Source organism: Filibacter tadaridae, from assembly GCF_900609045.1.
GTDB lineage: Bacteria > Bacillota > Bacilli > Bacillales_A > Planococcaceae > Sporosarcina > Sporosarcina tadaridae.
Map to the genome: position 1 here is coordinate 161,935 of NZ_UXAV01000042.1, position 20,177 is coordinate 182,111.

General features: G+C 41.7%; 23 protein-coding genes. All 23 read right to left on the bottom strand.

Features of this window, described 5'->3' with window-relative positions:
- Positions 1-29: 29 nt before the first annotated feature.
- The 23 genes from aroA to FILTAD_RS10255 all read right to left on the bottom strand — a co-directional run bounded on the left by aroA (position 30) and on the right by FILTAD_RS10255 (position 20,138).
- Positions 30-1,328 carry a 3-phosphoshikimate 1-carboxyvinyltransferase gene (aroA, locus tag FILTAD_RS10145; RefSeq protein ID WP_124070659.1) on the bottom strand — a complete coding sequence of 433 codons (1,299 nt, stop codon included), beginning with the start codon at positions 1,326-1,328 and terminating at the stop codon, positions 30-32.
- A 16-nt stretch (positions 1,329-1,344) separates the two neighbouring features.
- Complete coding sequence (locus FILTAD_RS10150) at positions 1,345-2,439, bottom strand: prephenate dehydrogenase (RefSeq protein WP_124070660.1); 1,095 nt, start codon at positions 2,437-2,439, stop codon at positions 1,345-1,347.
- On the bottom strand, positions 2,436-3,536 hold the full coding sequence (hisC, locus tag FILTAD_RS10155) for a histidinol-phosphate transaminase (protein WP_124070661.1): 1,101 nt from the start codon (positions 3,534-3,536) through the stop codon (positions 2,436-2,438). Before hisC ends, FILTAD_RS10150 begins: the two co-directional genes overlap by 4 nt.
- A gap of 27 nt (positions 3,537-3,563) precedes the next feature.
- The gene (aroH, locus tag FILTAD_RS10160; RefSeq protein ID WP_124070662.1) at positions 3,564-3,926 is read right to left on the bottom strand and encodes a chorismate mutase; all 363 of its coding nucleotides are present in this window, start codon (positions 3,924-3,926) and stop codon (positions 3,564-3,566) included.
- Complete coding sequence (gene aroB, locus FILTAD_RS10165) at positions 3,926-5,026, bottom strand: 3-dehydroquinate synthase (protein WP_124070663.1); 1,101 nt, start codon at positions 5,024-5,026, stop codon at positions 3,926-3,928. Before aroB ends, aroH begins: the two co-directional genes overlap by 1 nt.
- Before the next feature lies 1 nt (position 5,027).
- A complete protein-coding gene (gene aroC / locus FILTAD_RS10170) occupies positions 5,028-6,209 on the bottom strand; it encodes a chorismate synthase (RefSeq protein WP_124070664.1) in 1,182 nt (393 codons plus the stop codon).
- 111 nt (positions 6,210-6,320) lie between these two features.
- Positions 6,321-7,091: a CheR family methyltransferase gene (locus FILTAD_RS10175; protein WP_124070665.1), complete on the bottom strand. Its 771-nt coding sequence runs from the start codon at positions 7,089-7,091 to the stop codon at positions 6,321-6,323.
- Positions 7,092-7,199: 108 nt separating this feature from the next.
- Positions 7,200-7,646 carry a nucleoside-diphosphate kinase gene (ndk, locus tag FILTAD_RS10180; protein WP_124070666.1) on the bottom strand — a complete coding sequence of 149 codons (447 nt, stop codon included), beginning with the start codon at positions 7,644-7,646 and terminating at the stop codon, positions 7,200-7,202.
- 83 nt (positions 7,647-7,729) lie between these two features.
- Complete coding sequence (locus FILTAD_RS10185) at positions 7,730-8,704, bottom strand: polyprenyl synthetase family protein (RefSeq protein WP_124070667.1); 975 nt, start codon at positions 8,702-8,704, stop codon at positions 7,730-7,732.
- A 24-nt stretch (positions 8,705-8,728) separates the two neighbouring features.
- On the bottom strand, positions 8,729-9,427 hold the full coding sequence (locus FILTAD_RS10190) for a demethylmenaquinone methyltransferase (protein ID WP_124070668.1): 699 nt from the start codon (positions 9,425-9,427) through the stop codon (positions 8,729-8,731).
- Between the two features lie 18 nt (positions 9,428-9,445).
- On the bottom strand, positions 9,446-10,180 hold the full coding sequence (locus FILTAD_RS10195) for a heptaprenyl diphosphate synthase component 1 (RefSeq protein ID WP_124070669.1): 735 nt from the start codon (positions 10,178-10,180) through the stop codon (positions 9,446-9,448).
- A 48-nt stretch (positions 10,181-10,228) separates the two neighbouring features.
- Positions 10,229-10,450 carry a trp RNA-binding attenuation protein MtrB gene (gene mtrB / locus FILTAD_RS10200; RefSeq protein WP_124070670.1) on the bottom strand — a complete coding sequence of 74 codons (222 nt, stop codon included), beginning with the start codon at positions 10,448-10,450 and terminating at the stop codon, positions 10,229-10,231.
- Between the two features lie 69 nt (positions 10,451-10,519).
- On the bottom strand, positions 10,520-11,089 hold the full coding sequence (gene folE / locus FILTAD_RS10205; RefSeq protein ID WP_124070671.1) for a GTP cyclohydrolase I FolE: 570 nt from the start codon (positions 11,087-11,089) through the stop codon (positions 10,520-10,522).
- Between the two features lie 172 nt (positions 11,090-11,261).
- Positions 11,262-11,534 carry an HU family DNA-binding protein gene (locus FILTAD_RS10210; RefSeq protein WP_124070672.1) on the bottom strand — a complete coding sequence of 91 codons (273 nt, stop codon included), beginning with the start codon at positions 11,532-11,534 and terminating at the stop codon, positions 11,262-11,264.
- A gap of 160 nt (positions 11,535-11,694) precedes the next feature.
- Positions 11,695-13,173 (bottom strand): stage IV sporulation protein A, encoded by a 1,479-nt coding sequence (gene spoIVA, locus FILTAD_RS10215; RefSeq protein ID WP_124070673.1) that lies wholly within the window; start codon positions 13,171-13,173, stop codon positions 11,695-11,697.
- Between the two features lie 79 nt (positions 13,174-13,252).
- Positions 13,253-13,975: a hypothetical protein gene (locus FILTAD_RS10220; RefSeq protein WP_238988223.1), complete on the bottom strand. Its 723-nt coding sequence runs from the start codon at positions 13,973-13,975 to the stop codon at positions 13,253-13,255.
- Positions 13,975-14,169 (bottom strand): DUF2768 domain-containing protein, encoded by a 195-nt coding sequence (locus FILTAD_RS10225; protein WP_415579213.1) that lies wholly within the window; start codon positions 14,167-14,169, stop codon positions 13,975-13,977. Before FILTAD_RS10225 ends, FILTAD_RS10220 begins: the two co-directional genes overlap by 1 nt.
- Positions 14,170-14,207: 38 nt before the next feature.
- Complete coding sequence (locus FILTAD_RS10230; RefSeq protein ID WP_124070675.1) at positions 14,208-15,230, bottom strand: NAD(P)H-dependent glycerol-3-phosphate dehydrogenase; 1,023 nt, start codon at positions 15,228-15,230, stop codon at positions 14,208-14,210.
- Positions 15,231-15,257: 27 nt separating this feature from the next.
- Positions 15,258-16,568 (bottom strand): ribosome biogenesis GTPase Der, encoded by a 1,311-nt coding sequence (gene der, locus FILTAD_RS10235; protein ID WP_124070676.1) that lies wholly within the window; start codon positions 16,566-16,568, stop codon positions 15,258-15,260.
- Positions 16,569-16,685: 117 nt separating this feature from the next.
- Positions 16,686-17,828 carry a 30S ribosomal protein S1 gene (gene rpsA / locus FILTAD_RS10240; RefSeq protein ID WP_124070677.1) on the bottom strand — a complete coding sequence of 381 codons (1,143 nt, stop codon included), beginning with the start codon at positions 17,826-17,828 and terminating at the stop codon, positions 16,686-16,688.
- Between the two features lie 81 nt (positions 17,829-17,909).
- On the bottom strand, positions 17,910-18,491 hold the full coding sequence (locus FILTAD_RS10245) for a lysophospholipid acyltransferase family protein (RefSeq protein WP_124070678.1): 582 nt from the start codon (positions 18,489-18,491) through the stop codon (positions 17,910-17,912).
- On the bottom strand, positions 18,488-19,165 hold the full coding sequence (cmk, locus tag FILTAD_RS10250; protein ID WP_124070679.1) for a (d)CMP kinase: 678 nt from the start codon (positions 19,163-19,165) through the stop codon (positions 18,488-18,490). Before cmk ends, FILTAD_RS10245 begins: the two co-directional genes overlap by 4 nt.
- Before the next feature lie 322 nt (positions 19,166-19,487).
- Positions 19,488-20,138 (bottom strand): flagellar brake protein, encoded by a 651-nt coding sequence (locus tag FILTAD_RS10255; protein WP_160117602.1) that lies wholly within the window; start codon positions 20,136-20,138, stop codon positions 19,488-19,490.
- Between the last annotated feature and the right edge of the window lie 39 nt (positions 20,139-20,177).

Sequence of the window (20,177 nt, forward strand, 5' to 3'; positions counted from 1 at the left end):
CCCATTGTATACATCATCAAGCTATCCTTTTATTTATTTACCGCAAGAATCTCAAGGTCTTCGAAAAACTGTGGGTAAGAGATGCTTATACAAGCAGGATCTTCAATCGTAATAGGTTGCAAAGATACGAGTGACGCAATTGCAGCCATCATCCCGATTCGATGATCTCCGTAGGAAGCCATCTGTCCTCCTGTTAACACAGTTGGCCCATGAATGATCATCCCATCCGCCGTTGCTTGTACATCGGCGCCTATTTTAATAAGCTCATTTGTTACGGCTTCAATCCTGTCCGTCTCTTTCACCCGCAGTTCTCCTGCATCTTTTATTACGGTCTTTCCACTTGCTTGCGTGGCAAGAAGAGCAATGATTGGCAGCTCGTCGATTAGTCTTGGAATGACTTCTCCCTTGATTTCCATCCCTTGCAGCGTCCCATACGTAATCGTCACAGTTCCAGAAGGTTCGCCAATTCCTTTTGTTTCATCTTTAATTTCAACTCTAGCTCCCATCGACTGTAAAATATCGAGAATTCCTGTCCGAGTCGGATTCAGTCCAACCCCTTTAAATGTTACAGAGCTACCCTTTATCATTGCAGTTGCAGCCATAAAGAATGCAGCCGAAGAAATATCGCCTGGTACTTGGACAGTCGTTCCATGAAGTTGACTGCCTCCTTTTACAAAGACAGTATTGTCTTCCTTCCCGATTGTAGCCCCGAATTGTTCAAGCATCCGTTCCGTATGATCCCTCGAAACTGTCTTTTCACTAACAGATGTCGTTCCTTCAGCATTTAAGCCCGCAAAAAGAATTGCCGATTTCACTTGTGCACTTGCTATTGGCATAGCATAATCAATTGCAGTGAGCGATTTCCCAGTAATAGATAAAGGTAAAAGATTTGACTCTTGCTCACCCTTAATCTCGGCTCCCATCTTCAACAACGGAAGTGTCACTCTATCCATAGGACGTTTAGACAATGACTCGTCCCCTGTCAATACAGACTTGATGTTTGAGCCGGCCAGTATACCAAGCATTAAGCGAGCCGTTGTCCCTGAATTCCCTGCGTATAGATCAGCTGATGGCTCTTGCCACTGCCGCATTCCGGGACTTATGACTGTCACTTCCGTACCATTGCGTTCAATTGAAACACCAAGCCGTTTAAAGATATCAATTGTCCGCAAACAGTCGTCGCCGTCTAAAAATCCCGCTATCGAAGTCGTTCCTTCAGCAATTGAACCAATCATTACCGCGCGGTGGGAAATCGATTTATCTCCCGGTACTGATAACTCTCCATGCAGCATTGATTTACTATAATGAATCGTTTTTGTCGACACCATGGAATATCTCCTCCAATCAAACTATGTGCATACTAAAATTTGTTGTACTTGTTAGTGCAAATTTCGCATGTTCTCGGTCATCAGCACTTTGGAAGCTGATAACAAGAATACCATAGACATCCGTTCGCGTTTCAACGATTCTTATGTTCGTTATACTAATTCTTTCATCCGCTAGAATTTTGGTGATTTCCGAAATAATACCAGGATGGTCAGGAATATCCACATGCAAATCATATGTCATATATAATGCACCTTGTGATGTAAGTGGCAGCTCATCTCTGAATTTTTTAGCTTCAGCAAAATAATTATATATTCTGACCGGGTCATTTGCTGTTATCATTTCACGAACAGCGGACATTTCTTCAAACCAGCCATCCAATTGTTTCAGTAACTCATCTCTATTCTGAATTGTAATATCTCGCCACATGACAGGGTCTGCGGATGCGATACGCGTTAAATCCCGGAATCCTCCGGCTGCCAGTTTTTTTATGAATGGCTGATGTTCTTGTTGATCCGCTAGCCTACCAACTAAAGAAGAAGCGACTAGATGAGGGAAATGACTCACAACTGCTGTCATCCTGTCATGCTCGGTAGCCTCTACTATTCTGACCTTTCCTTTGGTCGGTCGGAGCAATTGACGAAGTTGTTCCACATGCTTTTGGTCCGTTCGTGGATCCGGTGTCAATATGTAATAAGCATTTTCGAATAAATGCTCCTTTGCGGCGGAAACACCACTTTTATGGGACCCTGCCATAGGATGTCCGCCAATGAACGTTAAGCCTTGATCGATTAGTATTGACGCAGCATCCATGATTGGCACTTTCGTACTTCCAGTGTCAGTAATGATAACACCATCTTTTAACTTCATTGACCTGATTTCTTCTAACATGTCAACTGTTGTATTAACAGGTGTTGCAAATATGATAACATCCGTATTGTAGCAAGCATCTTCCAAGGATAATGCGACAGAATCGATAATTCCCCTACGATAAGCTTCCTCGGCTGTTGTAGATGAATGGTCAAATCCGGTTATTCGGTTAGCAGCATCTCTTTTAAGCGCAAGACCCACGGATCCTCCGATAAGCCCAAGCCCTATGATTGCAATATTCATATCCTTATTTCCTGCGAATTCAATAACAAATCAAACGCTTTGAAAAAATTACTATTTTGAGCTTCTGTTCCAATGGTCACTCGTACATATCCCGGTGTACCTAGGACGTTTCCGCTTCGAACGATAAAGCCATGTCGCAGTAAACTTTCGGCTGCATCGTCAGCATCGTCGGGTACTTCAATAAGAACAAAATTCGTTTGCGAGTCGAACATGTGAATGCCATTTTCGATAGCATAGTTTTTAAAACGATTTCTTTGTTCGCTGTTCAATTCCCTACACTTTTCAATAAACGCTTCATCATCAAGGGCACGCTCAGCCACCGCCACACCGAAAGAATTATTATTAAAAGGACTACGCACTGTGTTGAGGTACGAAATAATTGCGGGATTTCCTATTGCGTAACCCACTCGGAATGCCGCAAGTCCATATGCTTTCGAAAAAGTACGAAGCACAATTACATTTGCGAAGTCGTTTAATAACGTCACGCTATCGATGTGATCTGATGCTGTTACATATTCATAATAAGCCTCATCAAGGACAACGAGTATATCATCGGGAATTTTTTTAAGGAATGTTTTCAATTCATTCGCCGGAATTATATTCCCTGTCGGATTGTTCGGACTGCAGAGCCAAATTACAGCAGTATTAGAATCCATTGCGTCCATGAAACCATTTAAATCATGTTGCCCATTTACCAAAGGAACTTCTCTGATTTCGGCTCCTTCAATTTTAGCATTATGTGCATATTGTGGAAATGAGGGCGATGGCATAACTGTATTTGACCCTTCACCAAGTAGAGCTCTTGAAATAATCATGATGATTTCATCTGACCCGTTGCCGAATAAAAGCATCTCCTTTGGAACATTGTGTTTTTTCGACAGTTTGTTACGCAGATTTCCGGCATTCCCATCTGGATAAATTTCATGTTGAATCGTATTCGACTCCAAAAATGCTTTGACAGCAGGTGAACAGCCGTACGGGTTCTCGTTTGAAGCTAGTTTTACAACTTCTTTTAGCCCATATAATGTTTGTACATCTTCAATTGATCTACCAGGCGTATAAGGTTTCATTCCTGTAAGTCCAGTTTTCCAATTCATAATCATTCCTCCATTACTCACAAATCCTTACTTTTGTAAATCCGGACGTAAATTTATTGCTTCATTTTGATAAATATGTTGTATATAACGTTGCGGTACGTCCGTATTCGCATGCATAAGTACACGAATACAAAAAGTCATCGCACCGGGCACTTCCATCTCATGCGTACACATGACAGGAACGTATTTCCAACCGTCAATCGATCGAACTGCTTTTGCAGGAAAGGCGGATTTGATATCTGTTGTAGTAGAAATCAGTATCGAAATAATATCCTTCGGTGCCACTTTATTGGCGTTAGCCATTTCTATCACAAGTGCTTCAGTCGCTTCGAGAACAGCCTGATTTTCATCTACCTGGACTGTTGTAGCCCCTCTCAATCCCCTCACCATCATACGGTCCCCTCCAATCTCTGCTTCAATTGGTCAAATGCCTTTTCACATTGCAAACTTGTGAGCTCTTTACTGAACGGTCTTCCGATTCCGTTTAACAAAACGAATTGTAATTTGCCAAAAGAAGCTTTTTTATCCTTTTCCATATAGGTGATAAATGAACTGAATGGATAGTCATGAATAGGTCTGAATGAATAGCCATGCTTCATCGCAAAGGCAATGAACTCATTCGTTTTCTCTTCATTGATTGAACCGTACGTTTCACTTAAAAGAAGAGCGTAGGCCATCCCAATCATAACCGATTCACCGTGACTTAACTCACCAAATCCGCATACCGCCTCAACTGCATGACCGAATGTATGACCAAAATTGAGGTACTTCCTTGTTGAATGTTCAAATTCATCCTCTATGACAATGTCCGCTTTGACTTTGATTCCCCGCAAAAGCTCAGTAGATAACCATGGTATCGACGGTTGAGTAAATGCCGGATTCGCAAGCAGCTCATTTGCCCAATCCTCATTTGAAATGAATGCATGCTTTACCAACTCTGCCATTCCGGAGCGAATTTCCCTTGGAGGGAGTGTGTTTAATAATCTTGTATTGAAAATTACTGATGATGGTTGATGAAATGCACCGACCATATTTTTCCCCTCGGGCATGTTAATGGCTGTTTTCCCGCCGACGGCACTGTCGTGGGCTAAAATAGTTGTCGGGCACTGAATGTAGCGTATCCCTCGCATGTATGTAGCTGCGACAAATCCTGTAAGGTCCCCACATGCACCGCCTCCAAAAGCGATAAGTAGGGAATCCCTTGTAAACTTCTCACCGAGTAAGAACGACTGGCAATCCGTAAAAACAGCCATTGTTTTACACTTTTCTCCAGCAGGTACCCTTTTGATGCTAATATCGCGGTTTAACACTTTGAGTGCTTCCTGTAAGAGCGGAAGGTAAAGTTCAGCAACGTATTCGTCTGCAATAATTGCAATACGATCTGCGCTTTCAAGTAGCCCCGCATACTCTGTAGCGAATAGCCCAAATGTGTCAGTTCCGATATGAACGTCATACTGGTGATTGAATATATTAACAGACAGTTTCGCCATATTAAAACTCCTTTACAGAACGCCGATATGTATCTATATCCCTTTTAAGGTCTACCATATTATCCGAACGGAATTCATCCATAATCGCTTTCGCCATTTCTGTAGCAATAACATGTTCCGCAACCACAGACGCGGCTGGTACAGCACATGGATCGGAACGTTCAATTGTAGCCGCAAAAACTTCTTTTGTATTAATATCAACACTTTCAAGTGGCTTGTAGAGCGTTGGGATTGGCTTCATAACACCACGTATAACAATCGGCATTCCCGTTGTCATTCCACCTTCCAAACCACCAAGACGATTCGATTTCCGGTAGTAGCCTTGTTCTTCATCCCACATTATTTCGTCGTGCACTTCACTACCTGATATTTTCGCCATTTCAAATCCAAGTCCGATTTCGACACCTTTGAATGCGTTGATGCTCATCATAGCTCCAGCGAGTTTGCCGTCCATTTTCCGGTCAAATTGTACATAACTACCGATACCGGGAGGACAACCTTCAATAATGACTTCTACTACACCACCTAGGGTATCTCCTTTCTTTTTAATATCGTCAATGGCTTGTACCATTTGTTTGGACGCTTCAGAATCCGCACAATACACGGGATCCTGTTCGATACACGCCCGTAATTCCGCTACTCCTAGTCCGGCGTACGTAGAGGGGTCCGTTTCAACACCACCGATTTCCGTTACGTGGGAAACCGTATGAATATCAAGTTCACTGAGAAACTGTTTTGCTACAGCACCAATAGCAACCCGCATTGTCGTTTCACGTGCAGAGGATCGTTCTAGAACGTTACGAAGGTCACGATGTCCATATTTCATCCCTCCAACCAGATCGGCATGACCCGGTCGTGGACGGGAAATTTGCCGCTTTACGTCTTCCGGATTCACACCTTCCGCTAACGGTTCAACACCCATAATAGCTGTCCAATGTTTCCAGTCATCATTTACAACCGTCAATGTAACAGGAGATCCTATTGTCTTTCCATGACGTACACCTGAAGAAATAATAACTTGATCCTTTTCAATTTGCATGCGACGCCCTCGCCCATGTCCGCCTTGGCGTCTGAACAGGTCACCGTTAATCATTTCCGCAGTCAAATCCATCTGCGCAGGCAGTCCTTCAATGATTGCAGTCAATTGTGGTCCGTGGGATTCCCCAGCTGTGAAATATCTCATATCATTTCCTCCTTGGCAGATAATCTAGTATCTGTTTCATTGCACTTTACCAAACTAACAAACATTTGACCATATTTTTGTACAAAAATATCCGGAAAGAATCCGGATATTTTAAATTTTCCTATAAAAGAACGTCTCTACAGACTCAAGACCGTATTTGGACGGATTGAAAATTTGCTCTGTACTGCCAACAAAAAGGATTCCTCCTTTTTTTAAAGCTTTTGAAAAGTTTGTATAAATTTGTTCTTTTGCCTCTTCTGTAAAATAGATCATTACATTCCGACAAACAATCAAATCGAATCCTGAATCATAGTGATTATCCAGTAAATTATGTTGTTTGAATGTTACTGCTCGCTTCACTTCATCTTTAACCTGATAAAACTGGCTTTCATTGTTGAAATACTTTTTTACAATAGCAGGCGGTACTTCTTTCAATGCTCGTTCGGGATAAAGACCAACTTTCGCCCGAGCTAGTACTCCAAGATCCAAATCTGTCGCCAAAACCGAAATATCAGCGAGAGGAATATGCGAAGAAAGCACCATCGTAATCGAATAAGGCTCTTCTCCCGTTGAACATGCCGCGCTCCAGATTTTCGGTTTCCTATTGTTAGCAAGTAATTTCGGGAATATATTTTTTTCTAGAACGGCCCATCGTTGTGCATTACGGTAAAATTCCGAGACATTAATCGTCATACGGTCTAGAAACTCTTGAAGCATTTCAGTATTCTTATGTATTGCATTGAAATAATCAGTGAAATTACGAAACCCTCTTTTTTCATAAAGCGAGATAAGTCTTCTCTTCATCTGGGCTTCTTTATAAAGCGATAGGTCAATACCTGTTTTTTTCTTTATGTTTTCGATAAAAGCGACATAATCCGACAATAGATGCACTCCCCGTTTACTTGTTCTTTCCATTATAGCGGATGGGTGTGTTTATATATATAGCAAAAAACAGCCCTGCGAATAACGCTAGGCTGCCTTTCTTCCGAATCAGTTAATCCAGTTGTTCATTGTTTTGTCATAAGAGACAAGTTCGTTTTCATTGAAGAAGAGCCCAATTTCACGAACAGCCGATTCTTGAGAATCTGACCCGTGAATAATGTTTTTTCCGACAGTAACTGCGAAGTCACCACGAATTGTTCCAGGTGCAGATTCTTTCGGGTTTGTTGCACCCATCATAAGGCGTGCAGTAGGAATAACGTTTTCACCTTCCCATACCATTGCAAATACAGGACCTGATGTAATGAATTCTACAAGTTCTCCGAAGAATGGACGTTCTTTATGTTCACCGTAATGTTGTTCAGCAAGTTCTTGTGTAATATTCATAAGCTTACCGCCTACAAGTTGGTACCCTTTGCTTTCGAAGCGGTTGACGATTTCCCCAATTAGATTACGTTGGACACCGTCAGGCTTGACCATTAAAAAAGTTCTTTCCATTATTAACACTCCTTCATGTATGTATCGGGATTATCCCTGTATAATCGTACCATCAGTTTCATTTTCTTTCAACTAAAAACAGTTCAATAATTACGTTTGCTGATGAAGGCGACAATTTGGGTAAGCGCCCTTTTTGCATCTCCATCCGGCAACGTCTTAATTTCACCCAATGCTTTGCGCAAATATAGATCGCTTACAGCCTGCGCTTTTTGAATAGCTCCGGAATTTCTTATATAGAGCAGCATTTCATCACGGGTCGATTCACTCAACGTTCCAGCAAACGAATGTTCCATAAACGGTCGGAACTCCGCATCATCTTTTATGAATAGAATCGGCAATGTCAAATGACCGTTTAATAGATCACTTCCTGCCGGTTTTCCAAGTTCCTCGTCTGTCGATATGATATCGAGTATATCATCTACAATTTGGAAAGACATACCTGCGAAATAACCAAAACGACGTAACTTTCTTACGATAGATGGATTAGCTGTTGCTCCAAGAGCACCTAATTCACAGCTGGAAGACAATAAAAGCGCTGTTTTTCGTTTGATACGCCTCAAATAATCCCGTACCGTCTGATCAGTTTTTCGTTGATGTTCAATCTGTATAATTTCACCTTTGCAGATTTCAAGCATAGTTTCTGCAAGTAATTGATGAACCGCCGGAATTTCAATTTCACCGATTGATGAAAGCGCACGGGAAAAGATAAAATCGCCAGTATACATTGCGATTCGATTATCCCATTTGGCTTTCACTGTTTCAAAACCGCGACGCATATCTGAGTCATCAATGACATCATCATGTACTAGTGACGCCATATGGACGAGTTCCAATGAGACGGCTACTTTCGCTACGTCTTCCAGTGCGTAATGGCCAAACTTAGAAGCAAGAATAACAAAAATCGGACGAATCCTTTTACCGCCGGCCCGAAGAAGGTGAAGCGCTGCCTGTCGGATAATCGGGGATGATGAATCGACAGATCGCTCAAGTTCTTTTTCTATGTATTCCAAGTCCTTCCGGAAATCGGCGTATATCGACATTAATTTCAATTTCTCCACAATGAAACCCTTCCCCTGCGGTCTTTATTGTTTAAACCCTACGTGGCCCGCCGCCGCACCACCGCTATATGATTTATATGATACTGCAGCGAACCCTGCTTCAGTAAATAACTGAGCAAGCTGCTTTCTTCCCGGGAAATTGTCTGCAGACTCCTGCAACCATGAATATTCCTTGTAACTTTTCGCAAAAAGTTTACCGAACAAAGGCATAATAAACTTGAAGTAAAAACGAAATAATTGTCTATAACCTGGAAGCTCCGGTTGGGATGTTTCTAGGCAAGCAATCATACCACCTGGTTTTAGAACCCGATTCATCTCTTTCAAGACTGTCCCATAATCAGGCACGTTACGTAAACCGAAACCGATTGTTACATAGTCGAATGTATTGTCAGGGAACGGCAATTCCATTGCATTCCCTTGAATTAGATTCAAGTTAGGAATATGGGCTACTTTTTCACGTCCTGCTTCAAGCATACCTTCGCTAAAATCAAGTCCTGTCACCTTACCACTTGGACCAGCAGACTCAGCTAACGCGATGGTCCAATCCGCAGTTCCGCAACACACATCTAATGCGTGTGCGCCTTCACGAACATTCATGCGAATCATAATATCATCGCGCCATTTCTTATGCTGGTTAAAACTGATTACAGAGTTCATCTTATCGTAGTCCACTGAAATTTTTTCAAATACATGATGGACTTTTTGTTCTTTTGATAAAGCCAAAAGGCATACCCCATTTCTTCAAATCGGATTTTCGAGAAGCGGTATTGTCAATTGGCGTATTGCCGATTGTAAAAAAGGCATTAGAAAAGACGCCTCTTCAACCGCCTCCTGTAGTTCTGTTGACAGTATTCTGATAGCCTGTTGTGCATCGACGTCTTTTAAGTTAGCTCGAAAACCGTCAACCTGCCCCGTCTTATTGAGTTCGGTTGTTGAATGTAACCAAAGAAGTGGTAATGCTGTATTGACTAATGATGTGTAACGAGAAAAGTCAAACACATTCAGAAATTCTGTAATACAGCCCCCTTCGATTTTGCGTATTGCTTTAATCAGTTTTTCGGGGCTATCTGGTGCACCTTCATGAAAAATAGTCTTCACTTCGTTAATTTGCCCGATCGTTTGAGATAATGTTCGAATAAAATCAAAATCCGGTATAGATGCAAGAAGGCGATAGTGGATGCCACTATAATGATCCCCTGAAAGCACAGTCAGCTGCTGTTGCTTATTATCGACTTTGGTTAAATCAATCATGTCATGTGCGTCAAAAGCTGCATGGACTGCTCCTACAGCGACAGCAGTCGTATTCAACTGTTCCGTCCACTTTTCCCCGTTTAACAGTGGTAATAAGAGGAAAAAAGATTTTAAAGCGTCAATGGGCGGTTCCCCAACATCTCTTTCCAAAATAGGTTCGCGAAGTGCATATTTCACTTCATTCATATAATTTTCGATATTCATTTTCATTTGTTTTGTTTCCATCGTCGGATCTCCATTCAAAGACGTCTACGGAAGTGTGTGCCACAAGGGTCAGTCTTTCCCCTCGCTTGACACAACACCATATGCGGTATGAACATCGGCTTTGCCGCGAATTTTCATTGCAGACGTGTGATCTGTGAACTGTGCAATCATGACTTCGCCACAATCGAGCTTTTCCGAGTGATGGAATTTTGTGTCATTCCCTCTCGTCAGCCCGATGACGTTCACACCGTCCTCTTTCGCTTGTATGACGATATAATCGGTTTGTGTCATTTTGTACCTCTCCTGTCTGTTCGTTTACGTACTAATCATAGCATAGTAAAGCAGTCGCCGGCAAAGGCTTCAGGACATCTTAATGAGAGACAGAATTTCCGACCGCTTCACATCATCGTGCTCATATATTCCCCTGGCAACTGCCGTTACAGTTTTTGCACCTGGTTTTTTAATACCACGCATAGTCATACACATATGCTCTGCCTCGATGATAACATATACACCTAGCGGATTAAGCATTTCCATAATTGAATCAGCTACCGTTGAAGTAATCCGCTCTTGTAGTTGAGGCCTTCTGGCAGTTGTTTCAACAGCTCTTGCCAATTTACTTAAACCGGCCACGACTCCATCACGCGGTATGTAAGCAACATGGGCATGACCGAAAAACGGTACAAGGTGATGCTCGCACATCGAATGGAATGCGATATCTTTCACTATCACAACTTCATCATGATTTTCATTAAAAACTGTTTTGAAGTAATCCTTTGGGTCCTTGCCAATGCCTTCAAACATTTCCGCATACATTTTTGCGACCCTTTTGGGGGTCTCAATTAGCCCTTCACGGTCTGGATCCTCTCCAACTGCTTCAAGAATCATTGTAACGGCCTTCTCTATTTTTTCGTAATCTATTTTCTCCATCATGAAAACCCCCTTAATTGAAAAGCTATTCAACGAAAATACTAGCACACTCTCCTATTTCCGTACAGTTCTCAAACTCCGTCACATAGCAGTTAAGTAGCTGTAAGGAAAGAAGCCCATCCTAAGGCTCTGGTTAACAGATCCTGCGGACGGGCTCCTATGTAAATAATAATTATTTCACCGCATCTTTAAGCGCCTTACCCGCTTTAAATGCAGGTACTTTGCTTGCCGCGATATCGATTTCTTCCCCTGATTGAGGGTTACGACCTTTACGAGCAGCACGCTCACGTACTTCGAAGTTTCCGAAACCAATCAATTGTACCTTCTCACCTTCAGCAAGAGTAGATTGGATTGTTTCGAATACAGCTTCAACAGCTTTTGTTGCATCCTTTTTAGTCAATTCTGCTGATTCAGCTACAGAGTTAATCAATTCTGTTTTATTCACACCATTCACCTCCTCTCAAAGGGGGTGTGTTGTCATTACTGTAAAAAGAGTATCACAAGAAAAACCGCGGTGCAACAATATTATTGCCGTATTGCCAAAATCATGCACTTTATTCGTAAAAAGGCGAAAAAGACCCGTTTTTGACGGATCTTTTTGCTAGTTAGACGATAAATGTGATCATGCCTTTGTTTCCATCGTTCACCATATGTTCTACAGTTTCACGCAGACGTTTCCTTGCGTTGGCTGGAACAGAATCTGTTTTGAAACGCATACTTTCTTTTAGAACCTCATGCAGCGGCGTACCAAAAAGCTGTGTTTCCCACAATGCTTCACGATCATGTAAAAATGCATTTTTCAATTCTTTCAGGAGATGGTGGCTATGGAATTCCGAGCCGATTAAGGGAGAGAATTCCGCTTCCATATCCACTCGCATAATATGAAGTGACGGGGCCGTCGCTTTCATACGTACACCGAAAAAGTTATTTTGCTTGATAAGCTCTGGTGCAGTAGGATTAAAATCTTCAATCGTTGGAAGCGCAACACCATACCCTTGAGTTTTAGCCATTTCAATTGCTTCCGCATACATATTGTAGGATTTTTTCGCTTTCGCGGACTCTTTAACAAATAACAGCCAATCCTTTTTCGTCCCTATTTCTTGTTCCATAATTCCTTCACAAATCTCACGGAAAGCCTGTTCTTCCATTTCAATTTTCACGATTGCTTTCCCTTTACCCGCATCCACTTCAATTACTTCAGCATGTCGGACATACTTTTCATCCTTTAACCGTTCTGCGAGTTCTTGCACTTTGCGAATCTTGGAAACTTCCAAAAATCCTTCGTTAATGACTTTATCAATCCCTGCATTCAATTCATGATCGGCTCCGAGTACATCCATCCAATCTGGCTTCTGTAACTCAATGTCTGATATCGGGAACTCAAACAATGCCTCTTTTAAGATAAGTTGGATTTCCTGTGCATTTAGCTGATCTGCACTAATCGCAATAACTGGAACACCATACTTTTCGTGTAACTCTTGCTTTAATGCTACCGTTTTTTCATGCGCAGGCATTTTTGAATTCAGGACAATTACAAATGGTTTGCCGATATCCTCCAACTTGCCGATGATTTCCACTTCTGCAACCTCAGCTGCGGCACGAGAAATATTGTTCACTGTTCCATCAGTCGTAACAAGAATCCCTAAAGTAGAATGATCCCGAATGACTTTGTCTGTACCAATGCGCGCTGCTTCCTCAAAAGGAACCGGCTCATTATGCCAAGGTGTATGCACATATTTGGGTCCATCCTCATCTTCATACCCTTTCACACCGTCAATTACATACCCAACACAATCTGCTAGCCGGATTTGAAACGACAATTCACCATCACCAATTGAAACGGAAGTGCCTTGAGCAGGAACAAACTTCGGTTCAGCTGTCATGATAATCGGTCCAGGAGAACTTTGTGGAAGTTCGTCCTGTGCCCGCGCGCGGTCTGATACATCCGTCATATTCGGAATTACGACTTCTTCCATGACTCTTCTAACAAAAGTTGACTTCCCTACTCGTACCGGGCCGACGACACCAATGTAAATGTCTCCGTCTGTACGTCTTGCCAGGTTTTCATATAATTCTTCTTTCATTCTACCATCGCCCTCCTCTTCTTCGCATATTAGTTTATGTATAGAAAAAACGTTTCATGCACAATGCATGAAACGTTTTTTATTTGGATTTATCCATAAATACAGGTTCGTTCTGATTATTTACAGTATATGGCAGTGAATAGGCAGGTAAAACTGGATAATTATCAGCCAATAGGAAACGGATATCTTCCCCTTTTTTAACTTTCGGCTTCATTTCTTTCAAAAGCCGGTTAAGTTCAAGAGAATAATCGATATAAAATTTCCCATCACCACCAACAATTAGTGGTAAATGGGCGTCTGAATAAGGACTTGGTACCGTCACCGCTTTTTCGTAACCCATTTTCTTATAATCAATCGCAAAAACATTTTTTCCGACAGATTCTTTAAACGGCACATAGCCATTGATGTTTTTTCTTAAATTTAATTCACGGATTCGTTCTGCAACACGGAGGTCAACCAATTTCACAGTCGGATTTTCTTCCACTTCCGTTAGTACATATTGATAAATCCCTCCATTTTCATAAGCATTCACGGGAATTTTTTCAATATAAGCAGGAACAATTTTCGAAAACTCAATAGGATATTTTATGTAGATATCCGTTGACAGATCTCTCGTTTTAATCGGCAATAAACCATTCGTACTTTTTTGGTACGAATTAACAGCCTTTTGTATCGAGTCCAATTGTTCCGGATAGGGTGTTTCCAGTTTCACTTTTTCATCTGTTGGATACATACAACCCGTTAAAAGTAATGTGACAATGAAAATCGGGATTAAACTCAACTTTTTCAGTGATATTTTCATCATGCCCCTCCAGTCGGTCCGTTAAAGACTAGATAGACCATAGCGAGAAAAGAGAACGTTAATAGAAAATAGGCGACAACTGCGAAAAAGATTTTAAAAAAGCGGTTTTTCAATTTATATCTACTTGCATAAATAAGACCCATGGAAATAACCATGAAACCCATGGCATAAAAAGACAGCCACATTTTATCCATTGAGGACACTGAAAAGTCCTCCTTTCCGTTAGTTAAACTTATTTGTAACCAAAAAGATCTTCTACTTCTTGTTTTTTCATCCGGCTCATCAGCTGATCAACCGCTTCTTTAGGTGGTACATCCTCAAACAAAACCGAATAGAGAGACTCCGTAAGGGGCATGGACACATCATAGAGCGCCGCAAGTTGATGGGCAGCCTTTGCAGTTCTAACCCCTTCAATGACCATTCCCATGCCTGATACGACCTCTTCGAGAGTATTCCCCTTACCAAGCATATTGCCCGCCTTCCAGTTGCGCGAGTGAACACTCGTACAAGTTACGATTAAATCGCCAAGACCCGTTAAACCTGAAAATGTCAGTGGATTAGCTCCCATCTTCACACCAAGTCTTGAAATCTCAGCCAAGCCACGTGTAATAAGTGCAGCTTTTGCATTATCCCCATAGCCTAGACCATCTGAGATTCCCGCAGCAAGTGCAATAACGTTTTTTAGTGCTGCACCAATTTCAACACCGACTAGGTCATCATTCGTATAAACGCGAAAATAATTGTTCATGAAAAGATCTTGCACCTCTTCTGCTGCATCAATATCAGCAGAGGCTGCAGTCACAGTTGTCGGATGACGCTGTACGACTTCCTCTGCGTGACTTGGCCCAGAAAGCGCAACGATTGCCTTCATTTTTGAAGGAGGTAATTCCTCTGCAATCATTTCTGAAATACGTTTCAACGAATCGGGTTCAATCCCTTTAGAAACGTGGACAATTAATTTCTTGCTGATGTCCATTTTATTTAAATCAACACAAATTCCACGTATCCCTTTCGTCGGAACTGCAATAATGACAATTTCACCATGCATGGCGGCAACGGACAAGTCTGACGTTGCATTCAAGTTTCCAGGCAACGCAATATTTGGTAGATACGATTGATTTGAATGTTGTTGATTAATCTCTGCAGATTGTTCGGAACGTCTTGCCCATAACAAACAATCATGGCCGTTTTCTGCTAGTACGAAGGCGATGGCTGTTCCCCAGCTTCCAGCACCAATGACTGACACTTTCTTCAATGAAATCCATCCTTTCTACGACGGTGATCAGCTTCTTGCTCTTGTGATTAGTCGAATCGGCGTTCCTTCAAAACCGAATGACTCGCGTAATCGATTTTGTAAAAAACGTTCATAAGAGAAATGCATCAATTCCGGTTCATTGACGAAGACAACGAACGTTGGCGGCTTGACAGCAACTTGAGTCGCATAATAGATACGCAATCTTTTCCCTTTGCTTGTAGGAGCCGGATTTCTTGCGACAGCATCTTCAACAACTTCATTCAGTACACTTGACTGGATACGGAATGCATGATTATCACTGATCAATTTCACTTTTTCAAACAATGTATTCACACGCTGTTTTGTTTTTGCTGAAACAAAAGCGACAGGTGCATAGTCAAGAAACAGGAAGCTTTCCCGTATGTCAGTTGTGAATTTTTTCATCGTCTTATCGTCTTTTTCGACAGCATCCCATTTATTCACGACGAACATAACGCCTTTTCCAGCATCCTCAGCAAATCCGGCAATTCGCTTGTCCATTTCACGAATGCCTTCTTCACCGTTAAGGACGATGAGTACGACGTCTGATCGATCGATGGCTTTCAGTGCACGTAACACACTATATTTCTCCATGTTTTCGTATACTTTACCTTTTTTACGCATTCCTGCTGTATCGATGATTTTATACTTTTGTCCTTCATACTCGTAGGACGTGTCGATGGCGTCAGTTGTCGTACCAGCTACGTCACTGACGATAACCCGATCCTCGCCTAGAAACGCATTAACAAGTGAAGATTTACCGACGTTCGGTCTGCCAATCAAAGAAAAACGGATGACATCTTCTTCAATTTCTTCCGCACCTTCCAACGGGAAACTTTCAGCGACTTTATCCAAAAGGTCACCAAGGCCAAGACCATGAGAACCTGAAATCGGGAATGGATCTCCAAAACCAAGTGCGTAGAAATCATAAATCATATCTCTCATATCGGGATTATCAACCTTATTTACTGCCAACACGATAGGTTTGTTCGTTTTGTATAAAATCTTGGCAACTTGCTCATCCGCATCAGTAACACCTTCACGTCCATTAGTTAGGAAGATGATAACGTCCGCTTCATCGATTGCGATTTCCGCTTGCAAACGAATCTGTTCAAGAAAGGGCTCATTACTGATATCTATTCCTCCTGTGTCGATGAGGTTAAATTCGTGACTGAGCCAATCTGCAGAACTATAAATGCGATCCCGGGTTACACCTGCTACATCTTCAACAATCGAAATTCGTTCACCAACGATCCGGTTGAATATTGTCGATTTCCCCACATTCGGCCTACCGACTATTGCTACTGTTGGTTTCGTCATAATCATACATCCTTCCAGCTTATCTTCTGCATATTATACACAAAAAAAGATGATGGTGCTCGATTAAGCACCATCATCCATACAAGTGTATCTATTTTACAACCACTTGACTTAGGATTATTTCGAGAAATTCTTTAATTGGTCTCCAATAACATCACTTATCGAAAAGCCTTTTGATTCTTCTGGCATTTCATAATCGCCGTAGGAATTGTCATCTTCCTTGGCAATAAGGTCTTTTATACTTAAAGAGATACGTTTTTCATCTACATTTACATCCAGGACTTTAATATTCACTTTCTGCCCTTCTTGTAATACCTCATTCGGCGTACCTATATGTTGATGTGCGATTCGAGAAATGTGGACGAGCCCCTCAACTCCAGGGAATACCTCTACAAAAGCTCCATAGGATACTAATCTCTTTACAGTTCCCTCAAGCGATGATCCGATAATTGCTTTTTCCTCGATTCCTTGCCAAGGTCCAGCCAATGTCTCTTTAATAGACAGGGAAATTCTTTCGGCATCACGATCGATTGATAATACTTTAACAGTTACTTTGTCGCCTTCTTTGAGTACATCTGAAACTTTTTCAATATGTTCATGTGACAATTGTGATATATGAACAAGCCCATCTACACCACCAATGTCTACGAACGCACCAAATGATGCAAGACGTTGAACCGTACCCTCAATCACTTGTCCCTCGTGTATATCATTTAGTACATCTTCTTTCTTAGAATCTTTCTCTTCTTGGATAACAGCTCGGTGCGAAAGAATGAGACGGTTTTTTTCTTTATCCATTTCAACGATTTTGAACGTCATCATTCTACCTTTGTATTCCTCAAATGATTCAACAAAGAACTCTTCTACAAGTGAAGCGGGAATGAATCCGCGTACGCCTAGATCGACGACCAGTCCACCCTTAACAACATCTTTCACTTCAGTTTCTATAGTTTCTTTCGTGTTGAACTTTTCCTCAAGCGAGTCCCACGCATCTTCAGCATCAACTTTCCTTTTTGACAAAACGTAGTTCTCTTCTTCAACTTTCAGGATGATAAGTTCAAGCTCTTCACCTTCACTAACTGCGTCAGAAGCTTTTTCAATATGCAAGCTCGATAGCTCACTAATAGGAATGACGCCGTCAAATGGTGCACCTGGAATTTCAACAGTCACGGACTTATCTTCAATTTTTGTAACCTTTCCTGTAACACGGCTACCTTCATTAAATTCGATTCCTGTATCTACATTCATTTCTTCAGACATATGTAGTCCTCCTCCATTAAGAATCCTACTTCTATAATATGCGAAACTGTCCATAAAAACAAAATATTACACTTATAAGAGTTATTTGTTCAACTCTATCAACTTACGTATTTCATCCATAATCACTGCTGTTACCTCTTCAGATGAAGCTCTTTTTTCACGATAAATCGTCATATCCATCGGTTTTCCATAAACAACTTTTAGTTTCCTAAAAGGTTTATAAGGACCGATGATGGCACAAGGCATTACAACCGCTTCTCCTTTTAATGCGAAAAATCCAGCCCCAGCTAGACCTTCCCTGAGTTCTCCAGTCTTACTCCTTGTCCCTTCCGGAAATAATCCTACAACTTGGCCGGATTTTAATATCTTGATTGTTTTACGGAAAGCTTCGCGGTCACTCATTCCACGTTTAACGGGAAATGCATGTACATTCGGAAGTACACTTTTTAATACAGGCATTTTGAAAAGCTCTTCTTTTGCCATGAAATGGACGGGACGCGGACATGTTATACCGACAACAGGCGGGTCAAAGTTTTCGATATGATTCGAACAAAGGAGCACGCCTCCCTCTTTCGGGAAGTTTTCTTTACCAATCACCTTAATTCCATACAGCGGATAAAAAACAACACTACATAGAAACTTACCAAGAGGATATAAATTCATCGGCGTATACCCGCTTCTGCAAGTTTACTAATCTTTCCCGCCACTTCCTCTATAGTCATTTGTGTCGTGTCAATTAAAAATGCATCCTCCGCCTGCTTAAGCGGCGAAACTACTCTTTCACTATCAGCACGGTCCCGTTCACTTATCTCTGCCTTTAATTGTTCAAGCGATGATGTAATTCCACGCTTTTCATTTTCAATGTGACGCCGCAATGCCCTTTCCTCTACGGAGGCAGTCATAAAAATTTTCAATTCCGCATCGGGTAATACCGCTGTTCCAATATCACGGCCATCCATGACAACACCTGTTCCTTCACTAAGTTCACGTTGCTTTTCGACCATACGTTTTCTAACTCCCTCATGTGTGGCAGCAGCTGAAACATACCGCGTTACGCCTTCAGATCGAATTGCATCTGTAACATCTCGTCCATCCATTATGACAGATTGTACGACAGTGGAAGGTAAGAGGATAATTTCCGTTTCTTTGAGTAAATTCTCCAATGCATCCCCGTCGTTAATATCTATGCCCTGTTCAATTGCTTTATGCGTAAGTGCACGATACATCGCCCCTGTGTCAATATACGTATACCCTAATTTTTCCGCTGTAATTTTAGCAATGGTACTCTTTCCTGCCGCAGCAGGCCCATCAATTGCGATTTGTATCCCTTTAACCATCTCATCAACCCCCGTTATCAATTCGACAATATTGTATCACAAGAAAAGCGACAACGCCTGATTAGGGGCGACAGGCATAAGACAGCACGGAAATGTGGCGCACTTTGCCACATAGCCGGGATGGCTTATGACCCGAGCCCCTAGGCGTTGGAGCTAGACATCAAGAAAAGCGACAGCGCCTTGAAAGGGGCGACAGGCATAAGACAGCACGGAAGTGTGGCGCTCTTTGCCACATAGCCGGGATGGCTTATGTCCCGAGCCCCTAGGCGTTCAAGCTAGACAACACGAAAAGGGAAAGTCTTGAACTTACAGACTTCCCCCTTTAAACATCCTTAACAGAATCCCTAATCTTCAACTGTCTTTCAAAACAAAAACGGATGATGGCTTGGCGTTCAAACGTTCCGATCTTATCGAATTTCAGGGAAGCAATTTTCCGACTATCCTTCTCCCAAATTCGAATAACTTCCGCACCAAGCTTCACATATTTAATCTCTTTATTCATATAAGGTAAAGCAAACACAACCGATACAGAATCATCTTCGTTAAAAACTGTTCCCTCAGACAAGTTGATTGCTGCACCACCCGCGCTAAGATCTTCCGCAACAAGTTGTGTAAATTGACCATTTTTTAAAAGTGCGACGTCAATTGCTGTTCCCACTCTGACAAATTCCCTACGTTGGATTTTAATAAGTTGGTCGTCCCCAGGATAAGTCAGCTTTAGCATTGATACACCTTGTTTGAGTCGACCACTTACTTCAGTCTCAAATACGTAGGAAGTTTTTAGACTATCTGTAAACGTCACGTGCAACTTGGCCCCGTCCATAAAAAAAGCGGTTTTCCCAGTCTCAATATGTGTCGGGTAATCAATCATGATGAAACCTTCACCCATATCAATTACCTTACTTTTATATTTATCACTTTCCATTGTAAGATCTTTATCAATTACTATAATTGTTCCCATTGAAAGGAGCATTTTCAACACCGCCATCCATAATGTCTTAAGTTCATTATG

Bases quoted from the DNA above. Each gene is read 5' to 3' on its own strand.
- spoIVA (WP_124070673.1), bottom strand. From the start codon at position 13,173: ATGAAAGAAGAATTATATGAAAACCTGGCAAGACGTACAGACGGAGAC.
- cmk (WP_124070679.1), bottom strand. From the start codon at position 19,165: ATGGTTAAAGGGATACAAATCGCAATTGATGGGCCTGCTGCGGCAGGA.
- FILTAD_RS10195 (WP_124070669.1), bottom strand. From the start codon at position 10,180: ATGGAAACAAAACAAATGAAAATGAATATCGAAAATTATATGAATGAA.
- folE (WP_124070671.1), bottom strand. From the start codon at position 11,089: ATGGAGAAAATAGATTACGAAAAAATAGAGAAGGCCGTTACAATGATT.
- aroA (WP_124070659.1), bottom strand. From the start codon at position 1,328: ATGGTGTCGACAAAAACGATTCATTATAGTAAATCAATGCTGCATGGA.
- FILTAD_RS10150 (WP_124070660.1), bottom strand. From the start codon at position 2,439: ATGAATATTGCAATCATAGGGCTTGGGCTTATCGGAGGATCCGTGGGT.
- FILTAD_RS10245 (WP_124070678.1), bottom strand. From the start codon at position 18,491: ATGAATTTATATCCTCTTGGTAAGTTTCTATGTAGTGTTGTTTTTTAT.
- rpsA (WP_124070677.1), bottom strand. From the start codon at position 17,828: ATGTCTGAAGAAATGAATGTAGATACAGGAATCGAATTTAATGAAGGT.
- FILTAD_RS10220 (WP_238988223.1), bottom strand. From the start codon at position 13,975: ATGAAAATATCACTGAAAAAGTTGAGTTTAATCCCGATTTTCATTGTC.
- FILTAD_RS10225 (WP_415579213.1), bottom strand. From the start codon at position 14,169: ATGGATAAAATGTGGCTGTCTTTTTATGCCATGGGTTTCATGGTTATT.
- FILTAD_RS10255 (WP_160117602.1), bottom strand. From the start codon at position 20,138: ATGCTCCTTTCAATGGGAACAATTATAGTAATTGATAAAGATCTTACA.
- aroC (WP_124070664.1), bottom strand. From the start codon at position 6,209: ATGAGATATTTCACAGCTGGGGAATCCCACGGACCACAATTGACTGCA.
- aroH (WP_124070662.1), bottom strand. From the start codon at position 3,926: ATGGTGAGGGGATTGAGAGGGGCTACAACAGTCCAGGTAGATGAAAAT.
- der (WP_124070676.1), bottom strand. From the start codon at position 16,568: ATGACGAAACCAACAGTAGCAATAGTCGGTAGGCCGAATGTGGGGAAA.
- hisC (WP_124070661.1), bottom strand. From the start codon at position 3,536: ATGAATTGGAAAACTGGACTTACAGGAATGAAACCTTATACGCCTGGT.
- mtrB (WP_124070670.1), bottom strand. From the start codon at position 10,450: ATGACACAAACCGATTATATCGTCATACAAGCGAAAGAGGACGGTGTG.
- ndk (WP_124070666.1), bottom strand. From the start codon at position 7,646: ATGGAAAGAACTTTTTTAATGGTCAAGCCTGACGGTGTCCAACGTAAT.
- aroB (WP_124070663.1), bottom strand. From the start codon at position 5,026: ATGGCGAAACTGTCTGTTAATATATTCAATCACCAGTATGACGTTCAT.